Source organism: Achromobacter sp. CF-sbj1-Ac2-l, assembly GCF_052698165.1.
On the sequence record NZ_CP199855.1, the window covers coordinates 3,835,823 to 3,858,235 of the forward strand.

At 66.5% G+C, this 22,413-nt stretch carries 31 protein-coding genes and 1 pseudogene; 14 read left to right on the forward strand and 18 right to left on the reverse strand.

Features of this window, described 5'->3' with window-relative positions; genetic code table 11:
- Positions 1 to 159: 159 nt before the first annotated feature.
- From clpX to ACUDCK_RS17350, 4 genes are all read right to left on the reverse strand, one after another.
- Complete coding sequence (gene clpX / locus ACUDCK_RS17335) at positions 160 to 1,458, reverse strand: ATP-dependent Clp protease ATP-binding subunit ClpX (RefSeq protein ID WP_054502147.1); 1,299 nt, start codon at positions 1,456 to 1,458, stop codon at positions 160 to 162.
- 101 nt (positions 1,459 to 1,559) lie between these two features.
- Positions 1,560 to 2,213 carry an ATP-dependent Clp endopeptidase proteolytic subunit ClpP gene (gene clpP, locus ACUDCK_RS17340; RefSeq protein WP_054502146.1) on the reverse strand — a complete coding sequence of 218 codons (654 nt, stop codon included), beginning with the start codon at positions 2,211 to 2,213 and terminating at the stop codon, positions 1,560 to 1,562.
- A gap of 4 nt (positions 2,214 to 2,217) precedes the next feature.
- On the reverse strand, positions 2,218 to 3,528 hold the full coding sequence (tig, locus tag ACUDCK_RS17345; protein ID WP_054502145.1) for a trigger factor: 1,311 nt from the start codon (positions 3,526 to 3,528) through the stop codon (positions 2,218 to 2,220).
- 168 nt (positions 3,529 to 3,696) lie between these two features.
- A complete protein-coding gene (locus ACUDCK_RS17350) occupies positions 3,697 to 4,452 on the reverse strand; it encodes a M48 family metallopeptidase (RefSeq protein WP_006386184.1) in 756 nt (251 codons plus the stop codon).
- A 259-nt stretch (positions 4,453 to 4,711) separates the two neighbouring features.
- On the opposite strand from ACUDCK_RS17350, the gene ACUDCK_RS17355 reads away from it, so the two are divergent.
- Complete coding sequence (locus ACUDCK_RS17355; protein ID WP_054502144.1) at positions 4,712 to 5,257, forward strand: TIGR00645 family protein; 546 nt, start codon at positions 4,712 to 4,714, stop codon at positions 5,255 to 5,257.
- Between the two features lie 101 nt (positions 5,258 to 5,358).
- Here the strand turns inward: ACUDCK_RS17355 and ACUDCK_RS17360 are convergent, their stop codons facing one another.
- The 5 genes from ACUDCK_RS17360 to ACUDCK_RS17380 all read right to left on the reverse strand — a co-directional run bounded on the left by ACUDCK_RS17360 (position 5,359) and on the right by ACUDCK_RS17380 (position 7,926).
- Positions 5,359 to 5,565 carry a cold-shock protein gene (locus ACUDCK_RS17360; protein WP_006225311.1) on the reverse strand — a complete coding sequence of 69 codons (207 nt, stop codon included), beginning with the start codon at positions 5,563 to 5,565 and terminating at the stop codon, positions 5,359 to 5,361.
- Positions 5,566 to 5,853: 288 nt separating this feature from the next.
- Positions 5,854 to 6,417 (reverse strand): DUF924 family protein, encoded by a 564-nt coding sequence (locus tag ACUDCK_RS17365; RefSeq protein ID WP_175142840.1) that lies wholly within the window; start codon positions 6,415 to 6,417, stop codon positions 5,854 to 5,856.
- Positions 6,418 to 6,541: 124 nt separating this feature from the next.
- Complete coding sequence (locus tag ACUDCK_RS17370) at positions 6,542 to 6,745, reverse strand: cold-shock protein (RefSeq protein ID WP_006220190.1); 204 nt, start codon at positions 6,743 to 6,745, stop codon at positions 6,542 to 6,544.
- A 371-nt stretch (positions 6,746 to 7,116) separates the two neighbouring features.
- Entirely contained in the window at positions 7,117 to 7,437 is a 321-nt protein-coding gene (locus tag ACUDCK_RS17375) for a hypothetical protein (protein WP_054502142.1), read from the reverse strand.
- 90 nt (positions 7,438 to 7,527) lie between these two features.
- On the reverse strand, positions 7,528 to 7,926 hold the full coding sequence (locus ACUDCK_RS17380; protein ID WP_064525937.1) for a hypothetical protein: 399 nt from the start codon (positions 7,924 to 7,926) through the stop codon (positions 7,528 to 7,530).
- A 120-nt stretch (positions 7,927 to 8,046) separates the two neighbouring features.
- Here ACUDCK_RS17380 and ACUDCK_RS17385 point away from each other — a divergent pair, with 120 nt between their 5' ends.
- Positions 8,047 to 8,346 carry a DUF2513 domain-containing protein gene (locus ACUDCK_RS17385; RefSeq protein WP_006395879.1) on the forward strand — a complete coding sequence of 100 codons (300 nt, stop codon included), beginning with the start codon at positions 8,047 to 8,049 and terminating at the stop codon, positions 8,344 to 8,346.
- A gap of 4 nt (positions 8,347 to 8,350) precedes the next feature.
- Here ACUDCK_RS17385 and ACUDCK_RS17390 read toward each other — a convergent pair whose 3' ends face one another.
- The 3 genes from ACUDCK_RS17390 to ACUDCK_RS17400 form a co-directional block, all read right to left on the reverse strand.
- A complete protein-coding gene (locus ACUDCK_RS17390; RefSeq protein WP_175166746.1) occupies positions 8,351 to 8,623 on the reverse strand; it encodes a hypothetical protein in 273 nt (90 codons plus the stop codon).
- 113 nt (positions 8,624 to 8,736) lie between these two features.
- Positions 8,737 to 9,132, reverse strand: coding sequence for a RidA family protein (locus tag ACUDCK_RS17395; RefSeq protein ID WP_054502139.1), 396 nt, complete (start codon positions 9,130 to 9,132; stop codon positions 8,737 to 8,739).
- A gap of 26 nt (positions 9,133 to 9,158) precedes the next feature.
- The gene (locus tag ACUDCK_RS17400) at positions 9,159 to 10,307 is read right to left on the reverse strand and encodes a DSD1 family PLP-dependent enzyme (protein WP_175166745.1); all 1,149 of its coding nucleotides are present in this window, start codon (positions 10,305 to 10,307) and stop codon (positions 9,159 to 9,161) included.
- A 145-nt stretch (positions 10,308 to 10,452) separates the two neighbouring features.
- Between ACUDCK_RS17400 and ACUDCK_RS17405 the strand changes: the two genes are divergently transcribed.
- Positions 10,453 to 11,370 carry a LysR family transcriptional regulator gene (locus tag ACUDCK_RS17405; RefSeq protein ID WP_054502137.1) on the forward strand — a complete coding sequence of 306 codons (918 nt, stop codon included), beginning with the start codon at positions 10,453 to 10,455 and terminating at the stop codon, positions 11,368 to 11,370.
- A 17-nt stretch (positions 11,371 to 11,387) separates the two neighbouring features.
- Here ACUDCK_RS17405 and ACUDCK_RS17410 read toward each other — a convergent pair whose 3' ends face one another.
- Together ACUDCK_RS17410 and ACUDCK_RS17415 are read right to left on the reverse strand one after the other, a co-directional pair.
- Positions 11,388 to 11,786, reverse strand: coding sequence for a RidA family protein (locus tag ACUDCK_RS17410; RefSeq protein ID WP_054502136.1), 399 nt, complete (start codon positions 11,784 to 11,786; stop codon positions 11,388 to 11,390).
- 83 nt (positions 11,787 to 11,869) lie between these two features.
- Positions 11,870 to 13,060, reverse strand: a complete 1,191-nt coding sequence (locus ACUDCK_RS17415) for an MFS transporter (RefSeq protein WP_144657974.1) — start codon at positions 13,058 to 13,060, stop codon at positions 11,870 to 11,872.
- A 134-nt stretch (positions 13,061 to 13,194) separates the two neighbouring features.
- Between ACUDCK_RS17415 and ACUDCK_RS17420 the strand changes: the two genes are divergently transcribed.
- From ACUDCK_RS17420 to ACUDCK_RS17430, 3 genes are all read left to right on the forward strand, one after another.
- Positions 13,195 to 13,776 (forward strand): TetR/AcrR family transcriptional regulator, encoded by a 582-nt coding sequence (locus tag ACUDCK_RS17420; RefSeq protein ID WP_054502134.1) that lies wholly within the window; start codon positions 13,195 to 13,197, stop codon positions 13,774 to 13,776.
- 134 nt (positions 13,777 to 13,910) lie between these two features.
- Positions 13,911 to 14,402 carry a hypothetical protein gene (locus ACUDCK_RS17425; RefSeq protein ID WP_054502133.1) on the forward strand — a complete coding sequence of 164 codons (492 nt, stop codon included), beginning with the start codon at positions 13,911 to 13,913 and terminating at the stop codon, positions 14,400 to 14,402.
- A gap of 102 nt (positions 14,403 to 14,504) precedes the next feature.
- A complete protein-coding gene (locus ACUDCK_RS17430; protein ID WP_054502132.1) occupies positions 14,505 to 14,810 on the forward strand; it encodes a hypothetical protein in 306 nt (101 codons plus the stop codon).
- Between the two features lie 24 nt (positions 14,811 to 14,834).
- Here ACUDCK_RS17430 and ACUDCK_RS17435 read toward each other — a convergent pair whose 3' ends face one another.
- From ACUDCK_RS17435 to kdsA, 3 genes are all read right to left on the reverse strand, one after another.
- Positions 14,835 to 15,095 (reverse strand): hypothetical protein, encoded by a 261-nt coding sequence (locus ACUDCK_RS17435; protein ID WP_231133000.1) that lies wholly within the window; start codon positions 15,093 to 15,095, stop codon positions 14,835 to 14,837.
- A gap of 152 nt (positions 15,096 to 15,247) precedes the next feature.
- Entirely contained in the window at positions 15,248 to 15,556 is a 309-nt protein-coding gene (locus ACUDCK_RS17440) for a hypothetical protein (RefSeq protein WP_054502131.1), read from the reverse strand.
- Between the two features lie 68 nt (positions 15,557 to 15,624).
- Positions 15,625 to 16,482, reverse strand: a complete 858-nt coding sequence (gene kdsA, locus ACUDCK_RS17445) for a 3-deoxy-8-phosphooctulonate synthase (RefSeq protein ID WP_054502130.1) — start codon at positions 16,480 to 16,482, stop codon at positions 15,625 to 15,627.
- 207 nt (positions 16,483 to 16,689) lie between these two features.
- Here kdsA and ACUDCK_RS17450 point away from each other — a divergent pair.
- The 3 genes and pseudogenes from ACUDCK_RS17450 to ACUDCK_RS17460 all read left to right on the forward strand — a co-directional run.
- Positions 16,690 to 17,259: pseudogene (locus ACUDCK_RS17450) on the forward strand (HD domain-containing protein); the annotation flags it as partial.
- A gap of 87 nt (positions 17,260 to 17,346) precedes the next feature.
- A complete protein-coding gene (locus tag ACUDCK_RS17455; RefSeq protein ID WP_231133003.1) occupies positions 17,347 to 17,646 on the forward strand; it encodes a nuclear transport factor 2 family protein in 300 nt (99 codons plus the stop codon).
- A gap of 26 nt (positions 17,647 to 17,672) precedes the next feature.
- On the forward strand, positions 17,673 to 18,890 hold the full coding sequence (locus ACUDCK_RS17460) for a hypothetical protein (protein WP_064526440.1): 1,218 nt from the start codon (positions 17,673 to 17,675) through the stop codon (positions 18,888 to 18,890).
- A 23-nt stretch (positions 18,891 to 18,913) separates the two neighbouring features.
- Here ACUDCK_RS17460 and aqpZ read toward each other — a convergent pair whose 3' ends face one another.
- A complete protein-coding gene (gene aqpZ / locus ACUDCK_RS17465; protein ID WP_175166744.1) occupies positions 18,914 to 19,579 on the reverse strand; it encodes an aquaporin Z in 666 nt (221 codons plus the stop codon).
- Positions 19,580 to 19,792: 213 nt separating this feature from the next.
- Between aqpZ and ACUDCK_RS17470 the strand changes: the two genes are divergently transcribed.
- From ACUDCK_RS17470 to ACUDCK_RS17490, 5 genes are all read left to right on the forward strand, one after another.
- On the forward strand, positions 19,793 to 20,182 hold the full coding sequence (locus ACUDCK_RS17470; protein WP_054502424.1) for a lysozyme inhibitor LprI family protein: 390 nt from the start codon (positions 19,793 to 19,795) through the stop codon (positions 20,180 to 20,182).
- Positions 20,183 to 20,286: 104 nt separating this feature from the next.
- Positions 20,287 to 20,646: a hypothetical protein gene (locus ACUDCK_RS17475; RefSeq protein WP_175166743.1), complete on the forward strand. Its 360-nt coding sequence runs from the start codon at positions 20,287 to 20,289 to the stop codon at positions 20,644 to 20,646.
- An 11-nt stretch (positions 20,647 to 20,657) separates the two neighbouring features.
- Positions 20,658 to 21,170, forward strand: a complete 513-nt coding sequence (locus ACUDCK_RS17480; protein WP_054502125.1) for a hypothetical protein — start codon at positions 20,658 to 20,660, stop codon at positions 21,168 to 21,170.
- 44 nt (positions 21,171 to 21,214) lie between these two features.
- Positions 21,215 to 21,796 carry a hypothetical protein gene (locus ACUDCK_RS17485; RefSeq protein ID WP_175166742.1) on the forward strand — a complete coding sequence of 194 codons (582 nt, stop codon included), beginning with the start codon at positions 21,215 to 21,217 and terminating at the stop codon, positions 21,794 to 21,796.
- 5 nt (positions 21,797 to 21,801) lie between these two features.
- The gene (locus ACUDCK_RS17490) at positions 21,802 to 22,383 is read left to right on the forward strand and encodes a hypothetical protein (protein ID WP_175166741.1); all 582 of its coding nucleotides are present in this window, start codon (positions 21,802 to 21,804) and stop codon (positions 22,381 to 22,383) included.
- Positions 22,384 to 22,413 lie beyond the last annotated feature (30 nt).

Below are 22,413 nucleotides of genomic sequence, written 5' to 3' on the forward strand. Positions count from 1 at the left end.
TAGCCGAAAATTCAAGATCCCGGCGGCCGGATAAACAAAACCGCAAAAAAAACGGCGGCCGGTATCCAGTTTTATTGCACACACCCAGGGAGTGTGCGTTCAATCGGGGCCCTGAGACAAAAAAACCCGTTACGGAAACGGGTTTTCTTGAAATATCCGTCAGGCCGCGGCGTCGCGGACTTCCCCGCGCTCGGGCTTTTCGGTCGTCCCCTCTTCGTCGGCGTAGATCAGCAAGGGCTTGCCCTCGCCTTCGATCGCGCCTTCGTCGAGCACCACGCGCTTGACGTTGCCTTGCGACGGCAGGTCATACATGGTGTCGAGCAGGGCCTGCTCGATGATGGAACGCAGGCCACGGGCGCCGGTCTTGCGCTTGAGCGCCTTGCGGGCGATGGCCTTGAGGGCGGCGGGACGCACGTCCAGCTCGGCGCCTTCCATGGCGAACAGCTTCTGGAATTGCTTGAGCAGGGCGTTCTTGGGCTCGGTGAGGATCTGCACCAGGGCAGCTTCATCGAGTTCGTCCAGCGTGGCGACCACGGGCAGGCGGCCGACCAGCTCGGGGATCAGGCCGAACTTGATCAGGTCTTCGGGCTCGACTTCGGAGAACAGCTCGCCGACGCCGCGCTCGGACTTGGCGCGCACGGAGGCGGAGAAACCGATACCGGACTTTTCCGTGCGGTCGCGGATGACCTTTTCCAGGCCGTCGAAGGCGCCGCCGACGATGAACAGGATGTTGGTCGTGTCGACCTGGACGAAGTCCTGGTTGGGGTGCTTGCGCCCGCCCTGCGGCGGCACCGAGGCCACGGTGCCTTCGATCAGCTTGAGCAGGGCCTGCTGCACGCCCTCGCCCGACACGTCGCGGGTGATGGACGGGTTGTCGGACTTACGGGAGATCTTGTCGATTTCATCGATGTAGATGATGGCGCGCTGCGCCTTCTCGACTTCGTAGTTGCAGTTCTGCAGCAACTTCTGAATGATGTTCTCGACGTCTTCACCGACGTAACCGGCTTCGGTCAGCGTGGTGGCGTCTGCCATGACGAACGGCACGTTCAGCATGCGCGCGAGGGTCTGCGCCAGCAGTGTCTTGCCCGACCCGGTGGGGCCGATCAGCATGATGTTGCTCTTGGACAGCTCGACTTCGTCGCCCTTGATCTCGCCGTGGCGGATGCGCTTGTAGTGGTTGTAGACGGCCACCGCCAGCATGCGCTTGGGCGAGGTCTGCCCGATCACGTACTGGTCCAGGAACGTCTTGATTTCAGCCGGAGTGGGCAGTTCGGAACGAATCGCCGCGCGCGCGGTAGCCTGCGCTTCCTCGCGGATGATGTCGTTGCACAAGTCTATGCATTCATCGCAGATGAATACCGACGGACCCGCGATCAGCTTGCGGACTTCGTGCTGGCTTTTATTGCAAAACGAGCAATGCAGCACTTTTGCGTCTGCCGATCCCTTTTTTTCAGGCATATGTAGTCGTATCTCAGGTAAAGAAGCGCCGGACCGGGTAAAGGGCCCGGCGCCTGCGCTTACTCAAACATGGCGGCAGCGGATGGGACTCAACCGGGAAGTCAGCCTTCCGAACGGGAGGTCATCACCTTGTCCACCAGTCCATACGATACCGCATCTTCGGCGGACATGAAGTTGTCACGTTCCGTGTCCAGGGCGATGCGGTCGATCGACTGGCCGGTGTTGTCGGCCAGGATGCGGTTGAGACGCTCGCGCAGGTCCAGGATCTCGCGAGCCTGGATCTGGATGTCGGAGGCCTGCCCCTGGGCGCCGCCCGAGGGCTGGTGGATCATGATGCGCGAGTTGGGCAGGGTGAAGCGCTTGCCCTTCTTGCCAGCCGCCAGCAGGAAGGCGCCCATGCTGGCCGCCAGGCCCGTGCACAGGGTCGACACGTCCGGCTTGATGAACTGCATGGTGTCGTAGATGGCCATGCCCGCGTACACCGACCCGCCGGGCGAGTTGATGTACAGGGAAATGTCCTTGTCAGGATTCTCCGATTCCAGGAACAGCAACTGCGCCACGACCAGGTTGGCCGTCGCGTCGTTGACCGGGCCCACCAGGAAGATGAGCCGCTCGCGGAGCAGACGCGAATAGATGTCGTAGGCGCGTTCGCCGCGCCCCGACTGCTCGATCACCATGGGAATGTAGCCCAGGCCGGTGGGGGTCACCGACGACCCGCCATTCATTGCCGCATAGAAATCGGTGAATCTCTGCATAGTGTTACGCCATCCCCATCAACTGATCAAAAGGCACCTTTTCGTCGGTGACCTTGGCCTTTTCCAGAACATGCGCGACGACGTTGTCTTCGAGCACGATAGCCTCGATTTCAGCACGACGCTGGCGGTCGGCCAGGTAATAGCTGACAACCTGGGCGGGTTGTTCGTAGTTTTCCGCGAACTCTTCGATGCGGGCGCGGACCTGTTCCGGCTTGGCCTGAAGCTGGGCTTGCTTGACCAGTTCGGACACCAGCAGGCCCAGGCGCACGCGGCGCTCGGATTCGGTGGAGAACGCTTCGGCCGGGATCGGCACGGACTCGGCGTTGGGCACGCCACGCTGCTTGAGCTCTTCGCGAGCGGCGGCGATGCGGCTTTGCACGTCGTTGTCGACCAGCGCCTTCGGCACGTCGAACTTGCCGGCTTCGACCAGGGCGTCCATCACGCTGGACTTGGTGCGGCCTTGCGCGCGAACCTTGACTTCGCGTTCGATGTTGCTGCGGATGTCGGCCTTGAGCTTTTCGATGTCGCCTTCGGCCTGGCCGAGCGACTTGGCGAATTCGGCATTCAGTTCGGGCAGCACGCCTTCGGCCACTTCCTTGACGGTGATGGTGAATTCGGCGGTCTTGCCGGCGACTTCCTTGCCTTGGTAGTCATCGGGGAACTTGAGCGGGAAGACCTTGCTTTCGCCAGCCTTCAGGCCGCGGGCGGCTTCTTCGAATTCCGGCAGCATGCGGCCTTGGCCGAGCACGAACGGGAAGTCTTCGGCCTTGCCGCCTTCGAACGGCACGCCGTCGATGGTGCCGGCGAAGTCCAGCGTGACGCGGTCGCCGTCTTGCGAGGCGCGGCCTTCGCGGGCTTCGAACGTGGCGCGCTGCTTGCGCAGGACGTCCAGGGTCTGCTGCACTTCGGCGTCGGTGACGGCGGTTTCATAGCGGGTCACGGCCAGGGCCGACAGGTCCGGCACGGCGACTTCGGGGTAGACCTCGAATGTGGCGGTGAAGGCCAGCGTGTCTTCGCCGACGCCTTCCGTCTTGGGTTCCAGGTTCGGGGCGCCAGCGACGCGCAGCTTGGCGCCGTCGACGGCTTGTTCGAATGCGCGGCCGACCTGGCTGTTGATCACGTCGTAGCGGATGCCGGGGCCATGGCTGCGCTCGAGCATGGCGAGCGGCGCCTTGCCGGGACGAAAGCCAGGGACCTTGGCGGTACGGGCCACGCGCTTCAACTGCGCCTGGACTTCCTTTTCGACGTCGGCCACCGAGACGGCCAGATCAACACGGCGCTCGAGGCCGGAGAGGGTTTCAACCACAGGCTGCATTAAAAGACCTATTTTCCGAAAGATATGGGATGACGGGCGGATAAACGCGGCATTTTACCGGAAACTTCCGGACCCCTGACGCAAAGGGGCGCGAGCACCCGGACAAGCCCGGATGCTCGCGCCCCGTTTTCCACCCGGAAAGGGCGGCAAATTGCCCGCCAGGGCGCTTTATTTGGCCTTGGCGATGCGATCTTCGATGTGCTGCGCGCGCTTGGCCGAAGACGGGTGCGAGCTCATCATATCGCTCTTGCCGCCGTCCAGCTCGGCCAGCTTCTGGAACGCCGTCACCAGGCCGCGGGTGTTCAGCTTCTTGGCCTGCAACTGGTCGAACGAGTAGTCGTCGGCGGCGCTTTCCTGCGATTGCGAGAACTGCGCGTTGATGAACTTCTCGGTCAGGTCGCCCAACTGCGAAGAGTTCAGGGCGGCGACCGTGGCGCCACCGGCGGCGCCGGCGGCGTCGCGCGCGGCCGAGACCGTGTAGGCGGTCTGCATGGCCTTCTTGCTGTGGCCCAGCGCCACGTGGCCGATTTCATGGCCCACGACGCCCAGCACTTCGTCGTCGGTCATCATGTCCATCAAGCCGCTGTAGACGCGGATGCAGCCGTTGGCCATGGCCCAGGCGTTGACGTCCTTGGTGATGTAGACCTTGTAGTTGGCCTTCTGGCCGTTGACGGTGCCGCCCAGTTGCTTGGCGATCTTCTGCAGGCGCACGTCGTACTTGCTGCCCGGGGCGGCGATCTTTTCCTGGGAGTCGCTCTGCGCGCAAGCCTTGTCCGACAAGGTCTTGATTTCGGCATCGCTCAGGGTGGCGGCCTGCACCACCTTGCTGCCGGCGCCCACCAGTCCCCCGATATCGAGGGCATGCGACGCGGAATAAGGGGCAAGGGCAACGGCCAGCGCGGCAACGGTGTAGCGGATCTTCATGGAAAAAACTCCTCTTAACTGACTCTGTTCGAGTGAGGCGGCAATTCTATATACGCCAAAAGCGCTCAAACCGTTTCGCCACAGAGTTTCGCAAATGCGAATTTCTCTTACACAAAAGGCGGGCGAAAGACTTCTTACCGTGGTAAGTACCCCCTGCTCCGCCATAAATTCGTCATCAAAAACAAATCCCGGGAGAGCGCGGCGTTGTTAGAATTGCCGCCGCACTTTTTCCGTATCCCTATAACGGCTCGCACCCATCATGACCCCCAACACCCCACCCCGTCTTGGCTTGCTGCCCAGCCTGATTTTCAGTTCGCGCTGGCTGCAACTGCCGCTCTATCTGGGACTGATCGTCGCCCAGGGCGTCTACGTGATGCTGTTCCTGAAGGAACTCTGGCATCTGCTGACGCACGCCACCAGCTTCGGCGAAATGGAAATCATGCTGCTGGTGCTGGGATTGATCGACGTGGTGATGATCTCCAACCTGCTGGTGATGGTGATCGTCGGCGGCTACGAGACCTTCGTGTCGCGCCTGCGGCTGCAGGGGCATCCGGACCAGCCGGAATGGCTCAGCCACGTCAACGCCAGCGTCCTCAAGGTCAAGCTGGCCATGGCCATCATCGGCATCTCGTCGATCCACCTGCTGCGCACCTTCATCGAGGCCGGCACGCTGGGCACGCCCAACGCGCGCTTCTCGGAAGCGGGCGTGATGTGGCAGACCATCATTCACGCGCTGTTCATTCTGTCGGCGCTGGGCATCGCCCTGGTCGACAGGCTGTCCACGCCATCGCACGCGAAGCACTGAACGCCCCCCCCGCGCCGCGCGGGAAAAGAAAAGCCCCGGCACTGGCGTGTCGGGGCTTTTTTATTACGGCGGGCCGTATCCGGCCCGCCGTGGACCTGTACTCAGGCCGCCACCTTGATGTTCTTGGCGCTGGGACCCTTGGGGCCGGTACCGACCTCGAACGTGACGCGCTGGTTTTCCTGCAGCGACTTGTAGCCTTCGCTGCGGATTTCCGAGTAGTGGGCGAACAGATCCTTGCTGCCGTCGTCGGGCATGATGAAGCCATACCCTTTTTCGGCGTTGAACCACTTGACGATGCCGGTTGCCATGGAATTTCCTCGAACCTAAAGAAGCGATTGCTCGCGGGGCGCCAGATGATCAAGGATGGGAGAGGAAAGCAACCGCAGCACCACTGACCGCGACAAGTTAAACGCAGACCGCGTCTCTTGAAAATCTCGCTGAACCCAGTGTATTGGCGAACCCGGAAAAACGTCAAATATGCGGTGATCGCCATGCCCGCGCCGCGCCACCACCCGAGCCGCGGCCCCGGATCTTTCAACTCGCCATGCACCGATACAAGCAGATACGCTCGCGTCGAACGGCCATGCCGCCGGGGCTCAGCCGGAGAAGCCGCCGGTGTCCAGGAACTCCTGCTCGGGCTGCGTGGTCTGCCGGCCCAGCGCGGCGTTGCGATGGGGAAAGCGGCCGAAGCGCTTGATGATGTCGCGGTGCAGGACGGCCCAGCGCACCGCGTCGGCGCCCAGCGGCTCCATCAATGCAACCGCCCGGTTCTGTGCGGCCACGGTCTCGGCGTGCTCGAAGGGCATGTAGAAGAACTGGCGCAGCTCCGGATCGACGGCAAGGTCGTGGCCGGCGGCGATGGCGCGTTCGGCGAACAGCAGCGCCAGCGGATCGGTGGCGAACATGTGAGCCGTGCCGCGGTAGGCGTTGCGGGGGTACTGGTCCAGCAGGATCATCAGGGCCAGCGCGCCGTCCGGCTCATCCAGCCAGGCATCCAACTGGCGCGCGGCGGCGGCCATGTGGGCGGCGCCGCAATGCTGGCGAAAGCGCTCGTCGAAGGCCGCGTCCTTGGTGAACCATTGCCGCGGCCCGGCGTCGCGCCAGAACGCGACGACGTCCTGCGGCGTCAGGGATGCGGGGGCTTGGCCAGGGTGGGTCATGGAGATCGTCCTCTGTCGATGGCGGGTCCGGCCAGGCTGTGCGGCGGGAGACACGGGCAAGGATACCGCGGGGAGCCCAAACGCAAAAAAGCCCCCGAAGGGGCTTTTCCGAAAAGCCAGAACCTTACAGGACCTGGATCTTCGTGGCTTGCGGGCCCTTGGGGCCATTGGCCGTCACAAAGCTGACGCGCTGGTTCTCTTCCAGAGACTTGAAGCCCGAGCCCTGAATTTCGGAGAAGTGAGCGAACAGGTCCTTACCACCCGCTTCCGGGGTGATGAAGCCATAGCCTTTTTCCGAATTGAACCACTTAACGACGCCGGTTTCCATACTGTATTTCCTAGAGATAATGGGCAAATGCCCGGAGGTCACGAATCAATCAAGGAGGGGACAGTAGAACAATAACGCTGAGCCGGAAAAGGCACGGCACTGAACGAAAATCGCAACGCTTGTGATCGTGTGCCGACACTATCGTTATGTTCCCCTCACAAGTCAACATAATCCTAAAAAATACGTGCCAATAATGCAACAAAGAGAAACTGCGAACAGAATTTGCACGTTTTCATAGGAAAAAAGAAGCCCTGCATAGGTGTAAACACCCACGCATCATAAAAAAACAATCAAGGCTTATATAAATGCCGGCAAAGAGCGTACCCGGATGCATACGCCGTTTGGACGGGCACTTTGGTTTGCCGTCAGGCTTACTCTTCGATAGGTAAACCCAACAGATCGAGCGCCGCGCCGAAAGCGTCGGGGCCCGAGCAAAGGAAAACCGCCACGTCGCCGGGATTCATATTTTCCAGGACTTGGTCGATTTGTTCTTGCGCATTATCAACATTGTCGACACTGGCGGCGTGTATGTCCGCGCCGGCTTCGACTTTTTCGGGGGGCACGATGTCGGCAATCGCATTGAGATCGTCCACATCGGTCACGACATAGACGCTGATGCTCTCGCCATCCAGCGTTGTGTGCAGCTCAACGCCGCCCGCCACGTCGGCAACATGCCGACTCAGTATTTCCATGATCACTCTTCCTTGACTTGCGGGCCAGGCCCGCGTGGACGCGCCCGCACGGATGCGTGCACGTCCAGGCGCGACTATAACAGCCTTACGCTAAGGCTTCCTGACAGCCGGTCCCAGCGAGCGGCGGGCGGCGCCGGACGTGGCCGCCACGTTGCGGCTACGCACCCCGGCCGCGGCCAGCGCGGCCAGCAGCGGCTTCTGGGCGTCCAGGAACGCGGCCTTCTCGTCGCCGACCAGCTTGCACAGGAACATCTGGGCTTGCAGTTGCGTGCGGCGCGCCTTGCGGTTGTCGGCTTCTTGCGCGAGCCAGTTGGCCACCCAGTCGGCGGCGGCCTGGGCATCGCCCTGTTGCTTGACGTGCCCCAGCAGATCGAACACGGTGACGCCGACGATGGCGCCCTCCTCGGTGCGCGTCAGGAACAGCTTGGCGGCTTGGCCGGTGTAGCCAGGGACCAGGGCGAGGCAATCGCGCTCGGCGGGTTTCTTCATTGATACAGCCTGTCTGTGATCGGTAATCCCGCACTGTAACCGACCCGGCCGGCTGTCGCGTCGCCGCCACGGAACTCTGCTATTGTGGGCTGTTCCACCCCAACCCATACGGCGGACATCATGCAACGCGATTTCGATCTGGTCGTCACGATCCTGGGAGCCCTGCGCGACGCGGCGGGCCCCAACCTGAGCACCCACGACATCAAGGAGGCTGCCCTGGCGCCCCACGCGCAGGAGCAAGGCCTGCAACTGATTGCGCACCACCTGGACCTGCTGGCCGACGCCGGCCTGGTCAAGCAGATCAGCGAAACGACGGCGACCGCCGGCGACACGCGCTGGCGCATCACCTGGAAGGGCTACGACGCCCTGGAGCAGGACGAGGAAGACGAAGAAGACGAGGACTTCGACGACGAAGAATGAGCGCTCAACGGCGCCGCAGGATGCGCCGCGTCAGCAGCGCGGCGGCGGCGCCGATCACCAGGCTGAACATGAACGCGGCGATCGCCAGCATCGCCGCCTGGTCGCCGAAACCGGCCGACCGCGACAACGCCACCACGCCCGCGCAGACCGCCGCGGCCAGCACGGCCACGCCGGCCAGCGTCCGCCCGGGGGAATGCAGGCGGCCGCAGAGCGCCCCGCCCACCAATGCCACCGCCACCATGGCGGCCATGGACCAGAACAGGTATTCGTACTGCATGCGGACGGACTCCCCTGGGATGTTGCGGCGCCCGCATTATAGGTGGGCGGTCGTCTAATCCGTCCCCGAGGGGGGCGGCCGGCATACGGACAGGGCTGTCGCCAGGGTCTTGTTCAACCCTGGGGAACGACGGCGACGGCGCTGATTTCCACCAGCGCGCCATAGTGCAATTCGCGCGTGGGCACGATCGCGCGGGCCGGTTTGTGGTCGCCGAAGCTGCGTTCGTAGACGCTGTTCACTTCGTTCCAGAGACCGACGTCGGGAATGTAGACGGTGACGTTGACCACCGAACCCATCGACGCGCCGGCGGCCTGCAGGATGGCGGCGACGCTGCGAAGCGCGGCCTCGGTCTGCGCCGCGACGCCCTGCGCCAGTTGCGGCCGTTCGCCCGGACTGGCGGCGGGCAGGAACCCCAGTTGCCCGGAAACGAACACGAAGCCGTTGGCGCGCACGGCCTGCGAATAATGGCCCGCCGGTGGCGTGGCGTGGGGGGTGTGGATCAGGTCCATCTCGAGTCCTTTTGCGGGCAGCCGACTTACCAGCCGCGAAAGCGCTGCCATTGCGCCACGACCCGGCGGTCGCCCTCGCGCACGACCTCATAGGCGTCGTGCTGGGCGCAGGTGGCGCAGGCGTGGTTCGGCACGATCCGCAGTTTGGTGCCTAGCGGCAGTTCCGGCAAGGCGGCGCCGCTGCCCGCGCGCAGCTTGATGATGCCCTGCTCCTGGTTGGTCTCGGCCAGCAGCAGGTCGGGATAGACCTTGCCGTCGACATCGCAAACCAGCCCGTACAACTGGTCCACTGGCTGCCTGGCAGTGCCGCGATCGCGCGACATGGCCATCCAGCCCGCGTCCACCAGGATCCAGCCCTTGTCGGGCTGGTGGCCGATCACCGTGGTCAGCACGGTGGCGGCGATGTCGTCCACGTCGCAGACGCCGAGGCCAGCCATGACGAGGTCGAAGAACACGTACACGCCGGCGCGCACCTCCGTCACGCCGTCGAGGTTGCGGGCGAAATGCGCGGTGGGCGTAGACCCCACGCTGACCACCGGACACGGCAGGCCCGCCGCGCGGATGGCCTGGGCGCAACCGACCGCGGCCGCGCGCTCCTGCTCCGCCATGTCGGCGATGGCCTGCACGCTGCGGCAACCGTAGGATTCACCCGCGTGGGTCATGACGCCGCGCAGGCTGTCGGCGGCATGCAGAGTCCGCGCAATCGCCAGCAACTGGTCGGTGTGACCCGGCTGCACCCCGGCGCGGTGGCCGTCGCAATCAATCTCGATCAATGCGGGGATGGCGGCGCCCTCTTGCCGCACGCGCGCCGCCAGCGCTTGGGCGGCGTCAATACTGTCGACCACGACAGTCAGGTCGACGCCCTGGCGGCGCAGGGCCAGCACGCGGCCGAGCTTGGCTGGCGCCACGCCCACCGCGTACAGCAGGTCGGTCACGCCAGCGGCGGCGAACTGTTCGGCCTCCTGCAGCGTCGAGACCGCCGCCGGCCCCTCGGGCCGCGCCATGACGCGGCGTGCCACCTCGATCGACTTGGGTGTTTTCAGATGGGGACGCAATTGCACGCCGTGGCCGGCCATCAGGGCGTTCAGGCGCTCGATATTGCGCGTCATGCGGGTTTCGTCCAGCAGCAGGCAGGGCGTTTCCAGCGTATCGAGGGTGGCAGAGGCAGTGGTCATGGCGGTAGCGACGAAACAGGAAGGGGCGGAAAAAGGGAAACCGACACGGGCGCCGCCCCGGGACGCGACCGCATGCCCGCAGTATGGCGCGCCGCGCGGCTTGCGTGTTTAATCATCTCTTAATCAATCATTAAGGTGATTCTGAATGATCACGACCGATGACCTGCGTTTCTTCCTGAGCCTGGCGGCCACCAGCTCGCTGGCGCAGGCGGCGCGCGCCCTGGACGTGACGCCGCCCGCCGTGACACAACGCCTGCACGCGCTGGAAAAGCGCCTGGGCGTGCGGTTGGTCAATCGCTCGGGACGCGGCACCGCGCTGACCGACGAGGGCCGGCTGCTGGCGCTGCGAGCCGGCCAGATCTGCGGCGAACTGAACGACCTGGCCGATGAACTGGCGGGCCGGCGGGGCGTGGTGGCCGGCCACCTGCGCGTGGTGGCGCCGCTGGGCTTCGGCCAGCGCTACGTCGCCGGACTGGTGGCCGGGTTTCGCAAGGAAAGCGAGAACGTGACCGCCAGCCTGATCCTGTCGGACGGGCCGCCCCGCCTGGCCAGCGACGACTGGGACGTGATGATCCATATCGGCGAACTGCGCGATTCGACCCTGGTGGCCTATCCGCTGGCGCCCAACCGGCGCATCCTGTGCGCCTCGCCCGCCTACCTGGCGCGCCACGGCGCGCCCGCCAAGCCCGAAGACCTGCGCGAACACGACTGCATCGCCTTGCGCGAGAACGAAGAGGACGTGACCCTGTGGCGCTTCAAGCGCGGGCGCGGGCCAGCGGTGGGCGTGCGCATCGCGCCGGTGCTATCCAGCAACGCCGGCGCCGCCGCCGTGGCCTGGGCCCTGGCCGGCCACGGCATCGTGGCCCGCTCGGAGTGGGACGTGGCCGAGCATGTGAAAACGCGCGCGCTGGTGCCGCTGCTGCCGGGCTGGACTCTGCCCGAGGCCAACGTGGTGGCGCTGGTGAAATCGCGCCAGGAGCTGCCGGCCCGCACCGCTGGCTTTCTCGCCCACCTGCGCCAGGCCTTCGCGGCCACGCCGTGGCGAGACAAGACGCCTGCCTGAGGCGCGCGCCGGACGGATCAGTCCAGCATGGCCTCGGCCTCGATCTCGACCAGCCACTCGGGCAGCGACAGGCCGCTGACGATGATCCAGGACGACGGCGGCGGATCGACCGGGAAGCGGTCGCGCAGCGCCTGCGCGATCACCTCCTGATCCTCGCGCGCCGTTTCGCAGATGTAGATACGCAGCATGATGACCTGCGCCAGCGTGCCGCCCGCCGCGGCCAGCACACGGCCGATGTTGTCCAGCGCCGCGTCGGTCTGCTCGCGCAGGCCAGGGCCGACAGTGCGCTCCCGGGCATCGACGCCGACCTGACCGGACAACAGCATGCGGCGCTGGCCCGTGACGATGACAGCCTGGCTGAAGCCGTATTGCACGGTATTGAAGACGGTGTCGGGATTGACGACGGTTCGGGACATATTGGTTCTCCTTGTAGACGCCTCGCCCCGCGGCGCGGCGTTGCCGGCATTCTATACATCCGGGGTGGCCGCCCCGGCCGCGCTCAGGCCACGGCGGCGGCAGGCCGGGCGCCGCGCGCCGCGTAAACCGCGACCAGCAGCACCACCGCTCCCGCGCCCGCCGCGGTCCAGAACCCCGCGCCCACGCCATGACGGTCGACGATCCACCCCGCCAGCGCGGCGCCCGCCGCGACGCCCGCCCCCAGGCCCGTCACCAGCCAGGTCAGGCCTTCGGTGAGGCGGCGACCCGGCACGCTGGCCTCCACCATCGCCATGGCGATGATCATGGTCGGCGCGAACGACAGGCCCGCCAGCAGCACGCCCAGCGACAGCGTCAGCAGATCACCCACCCACAGCAGCGGCAAGGTGGTGAGGGCGGTCACGCTGGCGGCAATCGCCAACATGCGCGCCAGGGGCACCCGGAATTTCAGCACGCCGAACGCCAGCCCGGCGACGCAGGACCCCAGTGCGTAGGCCGACAGCACCAGGCTCGCGCCGGCGGGCATTCCCTGCTGGCGGGCGAAGGCCACGCTCATGACATCGATAGTGCCGACGATGACGCCCATGGCGGCCATCATGGCGGTTAGCTGGCGCATCAGCGGCACGCCCAGCACCGACGACTCGCGGCCCGCCTCGCGCGGCTGCACCACCGGCGCCGTGGCCCGTTGCAGCACGAAGGCGGTCACGCCCAGCCCCAGCAGCAGGGCCGCGCCGAGCGGGCCGGCCTCGGGAAACAGGATCACGCACAGCCCGACGGCCAGCGGCGGGCCGATGATGAAGCTCAGTTCGTCGAATACCGACTCGAGGGCATAGGCGGTGCGCAACTGCGGCCGGTCGCGGTAGATCTCGGTCCAGCGGGCCCGCGCCATGGCGGGCATGCTTGGCAGGCTGCCCGCCAGCGCGGCGAACACGAACAGCGTCCAGTCGGGCGCCTGCCAGCGCACGCAGGCGGCCAGGCCCGCCAGGCCGGCCACGCTGGCGCCGGCGGCCAGCGGCAGGATGCGGCCCTGGCCGTGCCGGTCCACCAAGCGCGAAATTCGCGGCGCCAGCAACGCGGTCGCCAAAGCGAAGGTGGCGGCCACCGCGCCGGCCAGGGTGTAGGCGCCCCGCACCTGCGACAGCATGGTGATGATGCCGATGCCGATCATGGGCAGGGCCAACCGCGCCACGGCGCAGGCGGCGACAAAACCGGCGGCGCCGGGCGCCTGGAACAATTCGCGATAGGGATTCGACACCCGGTACCTCTGGGGATGTTGCAGCCGGCGGCAGCGACGCCGGACAGATTGACATACGTAGCGTATGCAAGATGGTATTCACATACATTACGTATGTCAATTAACATACGACTCGTATGCCACTGGAGACAGCCATGTCGCGATCGCGCGCCGAGATGATCGAAGAAACCCGCGGAAAACTGCTGGCGACGGCACGCGAGTCGTTCCGCCGCGCCGGCTATGCGGGCACGTCGATGGACGACCTGACCGCCGCCGCGGGGCTGACCCGAGGAGCGTTGTATCACCATTTCGGTGACAAGCAGGGCTTGCTGGCGGCGGTCGCGGCGCAGATCGACCGCGAGATGGAGGCGCGCCTGCAGGCCATTGCACGCGGCGCTCCCGATGCCTGGACCGCCCTGCGCGAACGCTGCCGGGCCTATCTGGCGATGGCGGCCGAGCCCGAAATCCGCCGGATCGTGCTGCAGGACGCGCGCGCGGTGCTGGGCCATGGCGGCGCCGCCGCGCAGGAACAGTGCACCGCGTCGCTGGGCGCGCTGCTGCAGGCCCTGATGACGCAAGGCGTCATCGGCCCGGCCGAGCCCGACGCGCTGGCGCGGATGCTGCATGGCGGGCTGGCCGACAGCGCCCTCTGGATCGCCGGAGACGACAGTCAGGGGCGGCTGGCGCAGGCGCTTCAGGCGCTGGATCTGCTGCTCGCGGGCCTGCGCCGGACCTGAGCGCGTCCCCCCGACGAGCGGGATCGGCACTCGCCGCAAACGCCGTCGTCGCGCATAATGCAACAACGCGTTTGATGGGCCGCCCCTGGAGACCGGCCCCCGCCCCCGCAACCCGGATCCCTCGCCCCACCAAAATGAAGCTCCTGCGCCTATACGCCCTGGCCGCCCTGCTCGGCGGCACCGTGCTATTGCCCGCCGCGGCGCCCGCCCAACCGCCGACGCAGCAAGCCGCCGCGCAGGCCCTTGTCGGCAAATGGCGGCACCAGACCATGTTGCGCACCGTCGACGGTCAGGCGCTGCCGCCCCAGCCTTCCGGCGGCGCCGGCGTGGCCGAATTCCGCAGCGACGGCACCTGGTCGATGCAGGGGCCGGGCGCGCTTTCCAGCGGCACCTATCGCTGGCTCGACGCCAAGCGCATCGAGCAGACGCTGGAGCAATCCACCAGCGAATACGAGATCGGCGAGGCTTCCATCCGCTACGTGAAGATCCAGGGCGACCACCTGACGCTCACCCGCGTGCAGGACCGCAAGGAAATGGACAAGCTGATGCCGCCGGCGACGCCGGGCACCAAGCGTCCCGATCAGATGATCGTCACCAATCTCTTTACCCGCCTGCCCGCGGACTGATGCCCGCCGCCCCGGACGCAATCCGCTGGTAATCCAAATGCAGTATGGAAGGATGAAATCTTCTTTGCTACGCTGGGTCACCCTCGTGGAGGTCCAGTGACCATGCAACCCAAGATCCGAGTGCTTTGCGTGCAACCGTCATCGGTGATGGCTCGCTTCGCCTTCCTGGGCGTCGCGTTGCGCTGGTCGTTGGGCGCCACGCCCCGGCCGGCGCGACTGCGCATCGGGCCGCATGACCTCGCGCCAGTCGGCTCGGAAGCGGCGTTCTGGATGTTCGCGCTGCGTCATGCGCTGTCGTCGCAATCGATGCTGATCACGCGCGGCGACCACTGGGACGTTGCCGCCTCGATCGACGGCGACGTAATACGCGCCTTCGGCCGCAAGTTCGCGCTGCGCCAGTGCCTCTAGCGCGCCAGAGCGCGCCCGCCTTCGTCAGTCGCCAACCCGCGGTTTGCGGTGGTAGGCCGCCAATTGCTCGGCGGTCCAGCGCTGCCGGGCGTCCTCCTGGCAACAACTGCGGAACACCCGCGCGCCCACTTCCAGAAAGCGTTGCATGTCGTCGTCCGTCAATTGACCCTGCACCCGCATCAGGCAGTCGGCATAGGCGGACAGGATGCCATCCCAACCTTCGGGCCTGCCGGACGCGACAGGCTTGCTGATCATGCGGGCCATCATTTCGCTGTGGTCCATCATGCTGGTTCCCCTGAAGCCCCGCCGCGGCCGCGCGGCTCGCGGCGGTATGACGACAGGGGCGGCAGCAAGCGCCATGCCCGCGGCGCGGGGCGCGGGATCGGCGCTTCGGGGGTGAAAAAACTACCGGTCGGACCGGTACGGTCATGCCGTCCCTAGAATTCCGGCAAATCGAAGATGGTATGCAGGGTGGAACTTGGCATCGGCACTGACGCCAGGTGCTCGCGCCCGTCGTCGTCGGTCAGCATCCGCACCGGGCGCGAGGCCACGGAGAGGCCGTCGACGCTGATCACCGTCTCGACCTCGATGCCGGCCTTGATGGCCTCGATGACCTCGGAGACCGCCGCCGTCACGGGGTCGCTGACCCAGCCGGGCACGCCGCGCTCGGCCAGGCCCCAGCGCACGTAGGCGACGTGACCGCTGACGGCTTCTTTACGAACGGCGACGATTGCGTAAAACGACATCCAGGCCTCCCGAAAGTTGGTGGCCCGGATCGTATAACAACTTCACTGATCCGCGGTGACAGGCGGCATCAGGGTTCGATATCGATGGGCGCAAAGGATTTCACCAGATCGTCCAACTGCTTGAGCTGGGTCAGGAACGGCTCCAGCTTGTCCAGCGGCAAGGCGCTGGGGCCATCGCACTTGGCATTCCTGGGGTCCGGATGGGCCTCCAGGAACAGACCCGCCAGCCCCACGCCCATGCCCGCCCGCGCCAGTTCCGCGACCTGCTCGCGGCGACCGCCCGAGGCCGTATCCAGTGCCGAGCGCTGCTGCAGCGCGTGGGTGACGTCGAAGATCACCGGCCGGTTGCCGGACACCTTCTTCATGACGCCGAAGCCCAGCATGTCCACCACCAGGTTGTCGTAGCCGAAGCTGGTGCCGCGGTCGCACAGGATGATCTGCTGGTTGCCCGCCTCGGTGAATTTCTCGACGATGTTGAGCACCTGGGTGGGGCTCAGGAACTGCGGTTTCTTGATGTTGACGACGCGGCCGGTCTTGGCCAGCGCCACCACCAGGTCGGTCTGGCGCGCCAGGAACGCCGGCAATTGCAGGATGTCGGCCACTTCGGCCACGGGAGCCGCCTGCCAGGGTTCGTGCACGTCGGTGATCACAGGCACGCCGAAGTTCTGCTTGACCGCCTCGAAGATCTTCATGCCCTCTTCCAGGCCTGGGCCGCGGTAGGAATGGATCGACGAGCGGTTGGCCTTGTCGAACGACGCCTTGAACACGTAGGGAATGCCGAGTCTGGTGGTCACACGCTGGTATTCCTCGCAGGCGCGCAACGCGAGATCCTTGGATTCCAGCACGTTGATTCCGCCGAACAGCACGAAGGGCTGGTCATTGGCGCAGGTGATGGAGGGCGAGATGACGACTTCCGGGGCGGTCATGGGAGAGCGATCCTGTAAAGATGTAGCGGGTGATAGTGCGTAATGTACAACCAGCCCGACCCGGACCCGCCCGCCGCGGCCGGCCGAGGCCGGTTGCTCAGGGCCGGCGGGCGCGGATGGCGTCATCGCGGCGGTCACAAGATACACTCGTTGGCGGGAAGCGATACGCGCGAGCGTATTGAGAACAGACTTACGACAACCTGATTCATGGACACCGACACACTACAGGGCCGGCTCGAGTTCCTGCGGCAAGCCGAAAAGCTGAAAGACGTCCTGCGCAGCGCCCGCAGTTCGGGCGGACGCCAGGAAAGCACGGCCGAGCACACCTGGCGCCTGTGCCTGATGGCGATGATGCTCGAAGACGGCCTGGCGGACCTGGATTTCGCCCGCATCCTGCGGCTGTGCGTAGTGCACGACCTGGGCGAGGCCATCCATGGCGACATCCCGGCGACGCAGCAGGCGACGGGCGCCGACAAGGGCGCCCAGGAACGGCTCGACCTGCTGCAACTGGCCGCTGCGCTGGACGCCCCGGCGCGCGCACGGCTGCTGGCCCTGTGGGACGACTACGACAAGGCCGGCTCGCCCGAGGCCCGCGCGGTGAAGGCGATGGACAAGCTGGAGACGCTACTGCAACATAACCAGGGCGCCAATGCCCCGGACTTCGACTATGCGTTCAACCTGGACTACGGCCGCAAGCACACCGACGCCCTGCCCCTGTTCCGGGAGATCCGCCGGCTGCTCGACGCCGACACCGAAGCGCGCATCCGCCAGCAGGCCGCGGCACGCGACGCGTCCCCCGCCCGCCCCGCCGACGTGGTGCAGCGGCAACTGGACGCCTACAACGCCCGCGATATCGAGGCGTTCATGCCGGCCTGGGCAGAGGACTGCCAGTATTACGCCTTTCCCGACACGCTGCTGGCCAGCGGCCGCGCCGAAATCCGCGCGCGCCACCTCGAGCGCTTCCAGGAACCCGACCTGCACGGCAGGCTGGTCAACCGGATCGTCAATGGCGACATCGTGGTGGACCAGGAGATCGTCACCCGCAACTTCGCCGACGGCCCCGGCGAGATCGACGTGGTCGCGATCTACGAAGTGCGCGGCCAGCACATCACCCGGGCCTGGTTCAAGCTCGGCCAACCGCGATTACACCCCAGACCGGCATAGCGACGCCCCCACCAGGTGAGACAAGCATGGGATTCCTAGACTCGCTGTTCCGGCGCAAGCCCACGCAAGATCAGTTCGCCACGCTGTTCATCGCCGCCGTCCGGCAACGGGGCTACACCGGCGAGCTCACCTACAAGGCCGACGAGTTCCGCCTGCTGCACGGTGACAGCGCCTACTTCAACCTGCACAACGCCTACCACGCCTATTGCGATGCCCGCGGCGGACAACGCCAGGGCGCCTTGCAGGGCTATGTCTCCACCCTGCTCAGCAGCGGCCAGGCCATGCCGCACTCGCTGGCCGAAGCGCGCGCGCTGCTGCGTCCCGTCATCCGTGGCCGCAGCGCCGTCGAGGCCGTGCGCATGCACCACCTGCGCAACGACGGCAACGACGCGGCGTTCCAGCCCGCCGTGCGCCCCTTCGGCGACGACTGCGTGGTGCTGCTGGCGCTGGACCGGCCGGAATCCATCGCCACCCTCACCAACGGGCCCGAAGCCTCCTGGGGCATCACGTTCGACGAAGCGCTGGCCATCGCCATCGACAATCTGCGCGACTCGGCCGACAACTTCGTGGAGGTGGCGCCGGGCGTCTACGGCGGCGGCTGGGAAGACGGCTATGACATCAGCCGCGTGCTGCTGCCCGACATGCTGGAGCGCGTCCCGGTGCGCGGCCGGCCGGTCTTCATGATGCCGACCCGCGACCTGCTGCTGGTCAGCGGCGACAACGACACCGAAGGCCTGATGAGGATGGCCGAGCTGTGCCAGCAGGTCATCCCGCACGGCCGGCCCGTCTCGCCCTGTATGTACCGCTATGGCGAGGCCGGCGTCGAACGCTACCGGCCGCCGCACGACGAATTGCTGCAGCGCCAGGCCCACCTGGCGCGCACGCTGGCCAAGGGCGACTACGACGCCCAGAAAGAGGCGCTGGACCATCTTTACGAGGAACATGGCGTCGACGTGTTTGTCGCCACCTACAACCTGTTCGTGCAGGACGGCGACGCCGACGCCTCGTTCTCGCTGGCCACCTGGACCCGCGGCGTGGACACCTCGCTGCCCGAGGTCGACCGTCTGGCACTGGTGCGCCCGGACGCGACCGACGAGATCGGCGAAGTCCGGGTGGTCGCCTGGACGCAGGCGGTGGCCATGCTGGCCCCGCTGCTCGAGCGCGAGAACCTCTATCCGGTGCGCTACCGCACCCGCGGGTTTCCCAGCGATGCGCAGTTGGCCCGGTTGCAGGCGATGGACTGACCCGGGTCGGCGCGCCCCGCTCCTTACGCCTGCGAGGCTGGCTCGCTCACCAGCCGGTAGGCCAGCGCCCCGATGATCGCGCCGGCGATCGGCGCTGCCCAGAACAGCCACAGTTGCTCCAGCGCCCAGCCGCCCACGAACAATGCCGGGCCGGTGGAACGCGCCGGATTCACCGACGTATTGGTGACGGGAATGCTGACCAGGTGGATCAGCGTCAACGCCAGGCCAATGGGGATGGCGGCGAAACCGGCAGGCGCCCGCTTGGCGGTGGCGCCCAGAATCACGAACAGGAACCCCGCCGTCATCACGACTTCGGTGACCAGCGCGGCCGCCATCGAATACTTGCCGGGCGAATAGGCGCCGTAGCCGTTGGCGGCGAAGTGACTGCCCTTGAGGTCGAAGCCCAGCTTGCCATCGGCGATCACCGCCAGCACCGCCGCCGCGGCGATGGCGCCCAGCACCTGCGCCAGCACGTACGGCAGGATCTCGCGCGCCGGGAAGCGGCCGCCGGCCACCAGCCCGACCGTGACGGCGGGATTGAAGTGCCCGCCGGAGATATGGCCGACCGCGAACGCCATGGTCAGCACCGTCAGGCCGAACGCCAGCGCCACGCCGGCGAAACCGATGCCCAACTGCGGAAACCCGGCGGCCAGCACCGCCGCGCCGCAGCGTTTCGATAAGGGATACATGACTTGCCTCCGCAACAGAAAACCCGACGGTAGCCCGCGCCGGGAATTGCGACTTCAAAGCAATGAAAATTCCTGCTGGTTCTTGACAGTACTTGACGATGACGCCCCCCGCCATGCTGCAACACGGCTAGGACGAACGGCGGCGGCGGGCGGTATGCTTCGCCTGCGCGGCCATGCCGCGCGCCCCTTCCCTGTTTCCCCATCCACGCCGTCATGATCCGACACGCCTTCGCCCTCTCCCTGATGCTGTCTCCCGCCCTGGTCCTGGGCGCCTCCACGCCGGACTACATGGGCCAGTACGACCGCTGCCTGCGCGACGCAGGCGTCACCAACAACGGCACCGTGGGCGCCTGCGCCGAAGGCGTCTCGGCGGCGGCCAAGCGGGAGATCAACACGCTCTACGCCCGGATCCAGGCGCGCCTGGCCAGCGATTTCCCGGAAGACGCCGCCAAGTTGGAACAGACGCAGAAAGCCTGGCTGGCCTACCGCAACGGCCATTGCGCCCTGGCCGGGGCGCACGTCGGTTCGCCCATGTATGAATACTGCCCGATGCTGCTCAATATCAGCCGCGCCGCCGAACTGCGGGAACTGGCGGGCGACTGACGATGCGGCGGAACGCGGCGGCGCTTGCCGCGGCGCGGCGGCGTTGGTAACTTTGCCGTGCTTGGCCTCGCGTTACCCATTTTTCGAATAGGACAACGCCCACCATGACCATCGTCGTATACGCCGCCAACGCCCGCACCCTTTGGGAGACCATCCAGGCAGACATCGCCCCCCTCAGCGTCCGAACCACGACCAGCGGTAACAGTTGGCGCAAGGACGACAGCGGCCGCGCCACGAAGATCTACCGCGCCACGCCCACCGGCCAGCATGACGAACGCGCCTACTTCGTGGGCACCGTGCGCACCGGCCAACTGATGCTGCTGGACCTGCTGCCCGGCAGCGAGCCGCTGACCTGGCCGCTGTTCGGCGCGCTGCATGGCCATTTGTCCGGCATGCTGCTCGCGACGTATCCCGACGCGATCCTTTCCCTGAACCTGTTTCCCAACAAACCCACCGACATCTGAGAAGCCACGCTGTGCTGCTGTTATCCGTGTGTGTACTGGCCGCCATGTCGCTGGGCGCGCTGACGTGGCGCCTCGCGCGCCGGCCCGCCGGCAAGACGCGCGGCGACATTGCCCGCTCGGCCGCCGCCGGCGCCGCCCTGTTCGCCGCACTGGGGCCCCCGGTTGGCACCCTGGTCTTCGCGCTGTTCGTGGCCATCTCCTCGATAAGCGTCGAGGCGCTGTTCACGTCGATTTTCCTGGTGCCCTGGTCGTACCTGTACGGCGGCGTGCCCGCGCTGCTGTGCGGCCTGGTGGCGGGCGCCTGCCGCCCCGCCACCCCGTCATGGCGCTCGTATTGCTGGCCGGGGCTGCTGGGCGGCCTCTACGCCTTCACCTTCCTGCTGGGCTTCGCGGTGCGCGAATACACCCTGCCCGAAATGAGCTTTCCAATGTTCCTGGGAGGCGTGCCCGGCCTGATAAGCGGCGCGGTCTGCGCGCGGGTGTTCTACGGCAGGCAGCAAACCACCCTTGCCGCCACCGCGTGAGCGCCGCCGCCCGCTGTTTTCCCCATCACCCTATGGAAGCATCCATGACGATCTCCCTGTCCCGCCTGTTCGCCACCCTGGCCGCCAGCCTCTGCGCTGGAGCTGCCCAGGCCGCCCCTGTCACCTCGGTCGCCGACGCGCAGGCCAAGCTGGCCGCCATGACGCCCGCCTCGCGGATCGAGTGTCACGCCGACGGCGGCAACAGCGCGCAATGCAGCGCCGACGGCTACACCGTGATGTACCTGGGCGACTGCGGCGAAGGCGCCGCCTTCGGCTCGATCGCCGGCGACGGCGGCGTTGACCTGAATGACCGCGTCGACGGCCAGGGCAAGCCGGTGGCTCACGTCATGGACCGCCAGTTCGTCTGCATTCCGGCCATGGTGCGCAAGGGCGAGGAACAGCGCCACTACGTGATCGCCGTGCCCACCGCCAGCGTGCCCGAATGCCGTGGCAACGCGCTGTGCAAGGACGCCGACCTGCCGGTGCAATGGAAGCGGGCCAAGCGCGGCCAGGCCTGCGAACGCACCAAGGATGACGACTACCAGGGCGACTGCGCGGCCGGCTGGGTGGACGTCGGCCAGATCGACCAGTACGACACGCTGGCCCCCGCCAAACCGGCCCGCTGAACGTCATGACGCGCCGCCTCGTTTCGATTGCCCTGCCGGTGTTTGCGGCCGTGTCCGCTTCGGCCTGCGCGCTGGCCGCGAACGTCGTTGCGCACCCCGATCCGCAAGCGCGCCAGCGCGTGGACCTGAGCGTGCGCGTCGAGGACGCGCCGGGCCCCTTCGAACGCATTGACGGCCATGCCGACTACCGGGTCGAGAACCCGGACTGCGTGCCGCTGACCGCCGTCACCGGCGCCACGGTGGTGCCGGAGCAACGCGCGCCCGTCTCATTCGAGCCCGCCGCCGATGGCGGCTATCGCGCCGAAATCCTCCTCGACCGATTCCGCGACGAGGACTATTACGGCCAAGGGGTATGTCATTGGGCGCTGGTGGCCGTGACCGCCGATCTGCGCCACGGGCAGGTCGACTTCAGCCCTGCCATCTACCTGGCCGACATCGTCTCCGGGCGCGACGTGGTGAAGCACTTTTCGAACAGGTCGTACGCCAACGCCGACACTGCACGCATCGATATCGGCGCCGACAGCGCCAGCGCGTTCAACGATCCGCGGGCGACGTTCCGCATCCGGCTGCAGGCCGCGACTCGCTAGGCGGCCGCGGGGCCGCGGGCGGACAGCGAG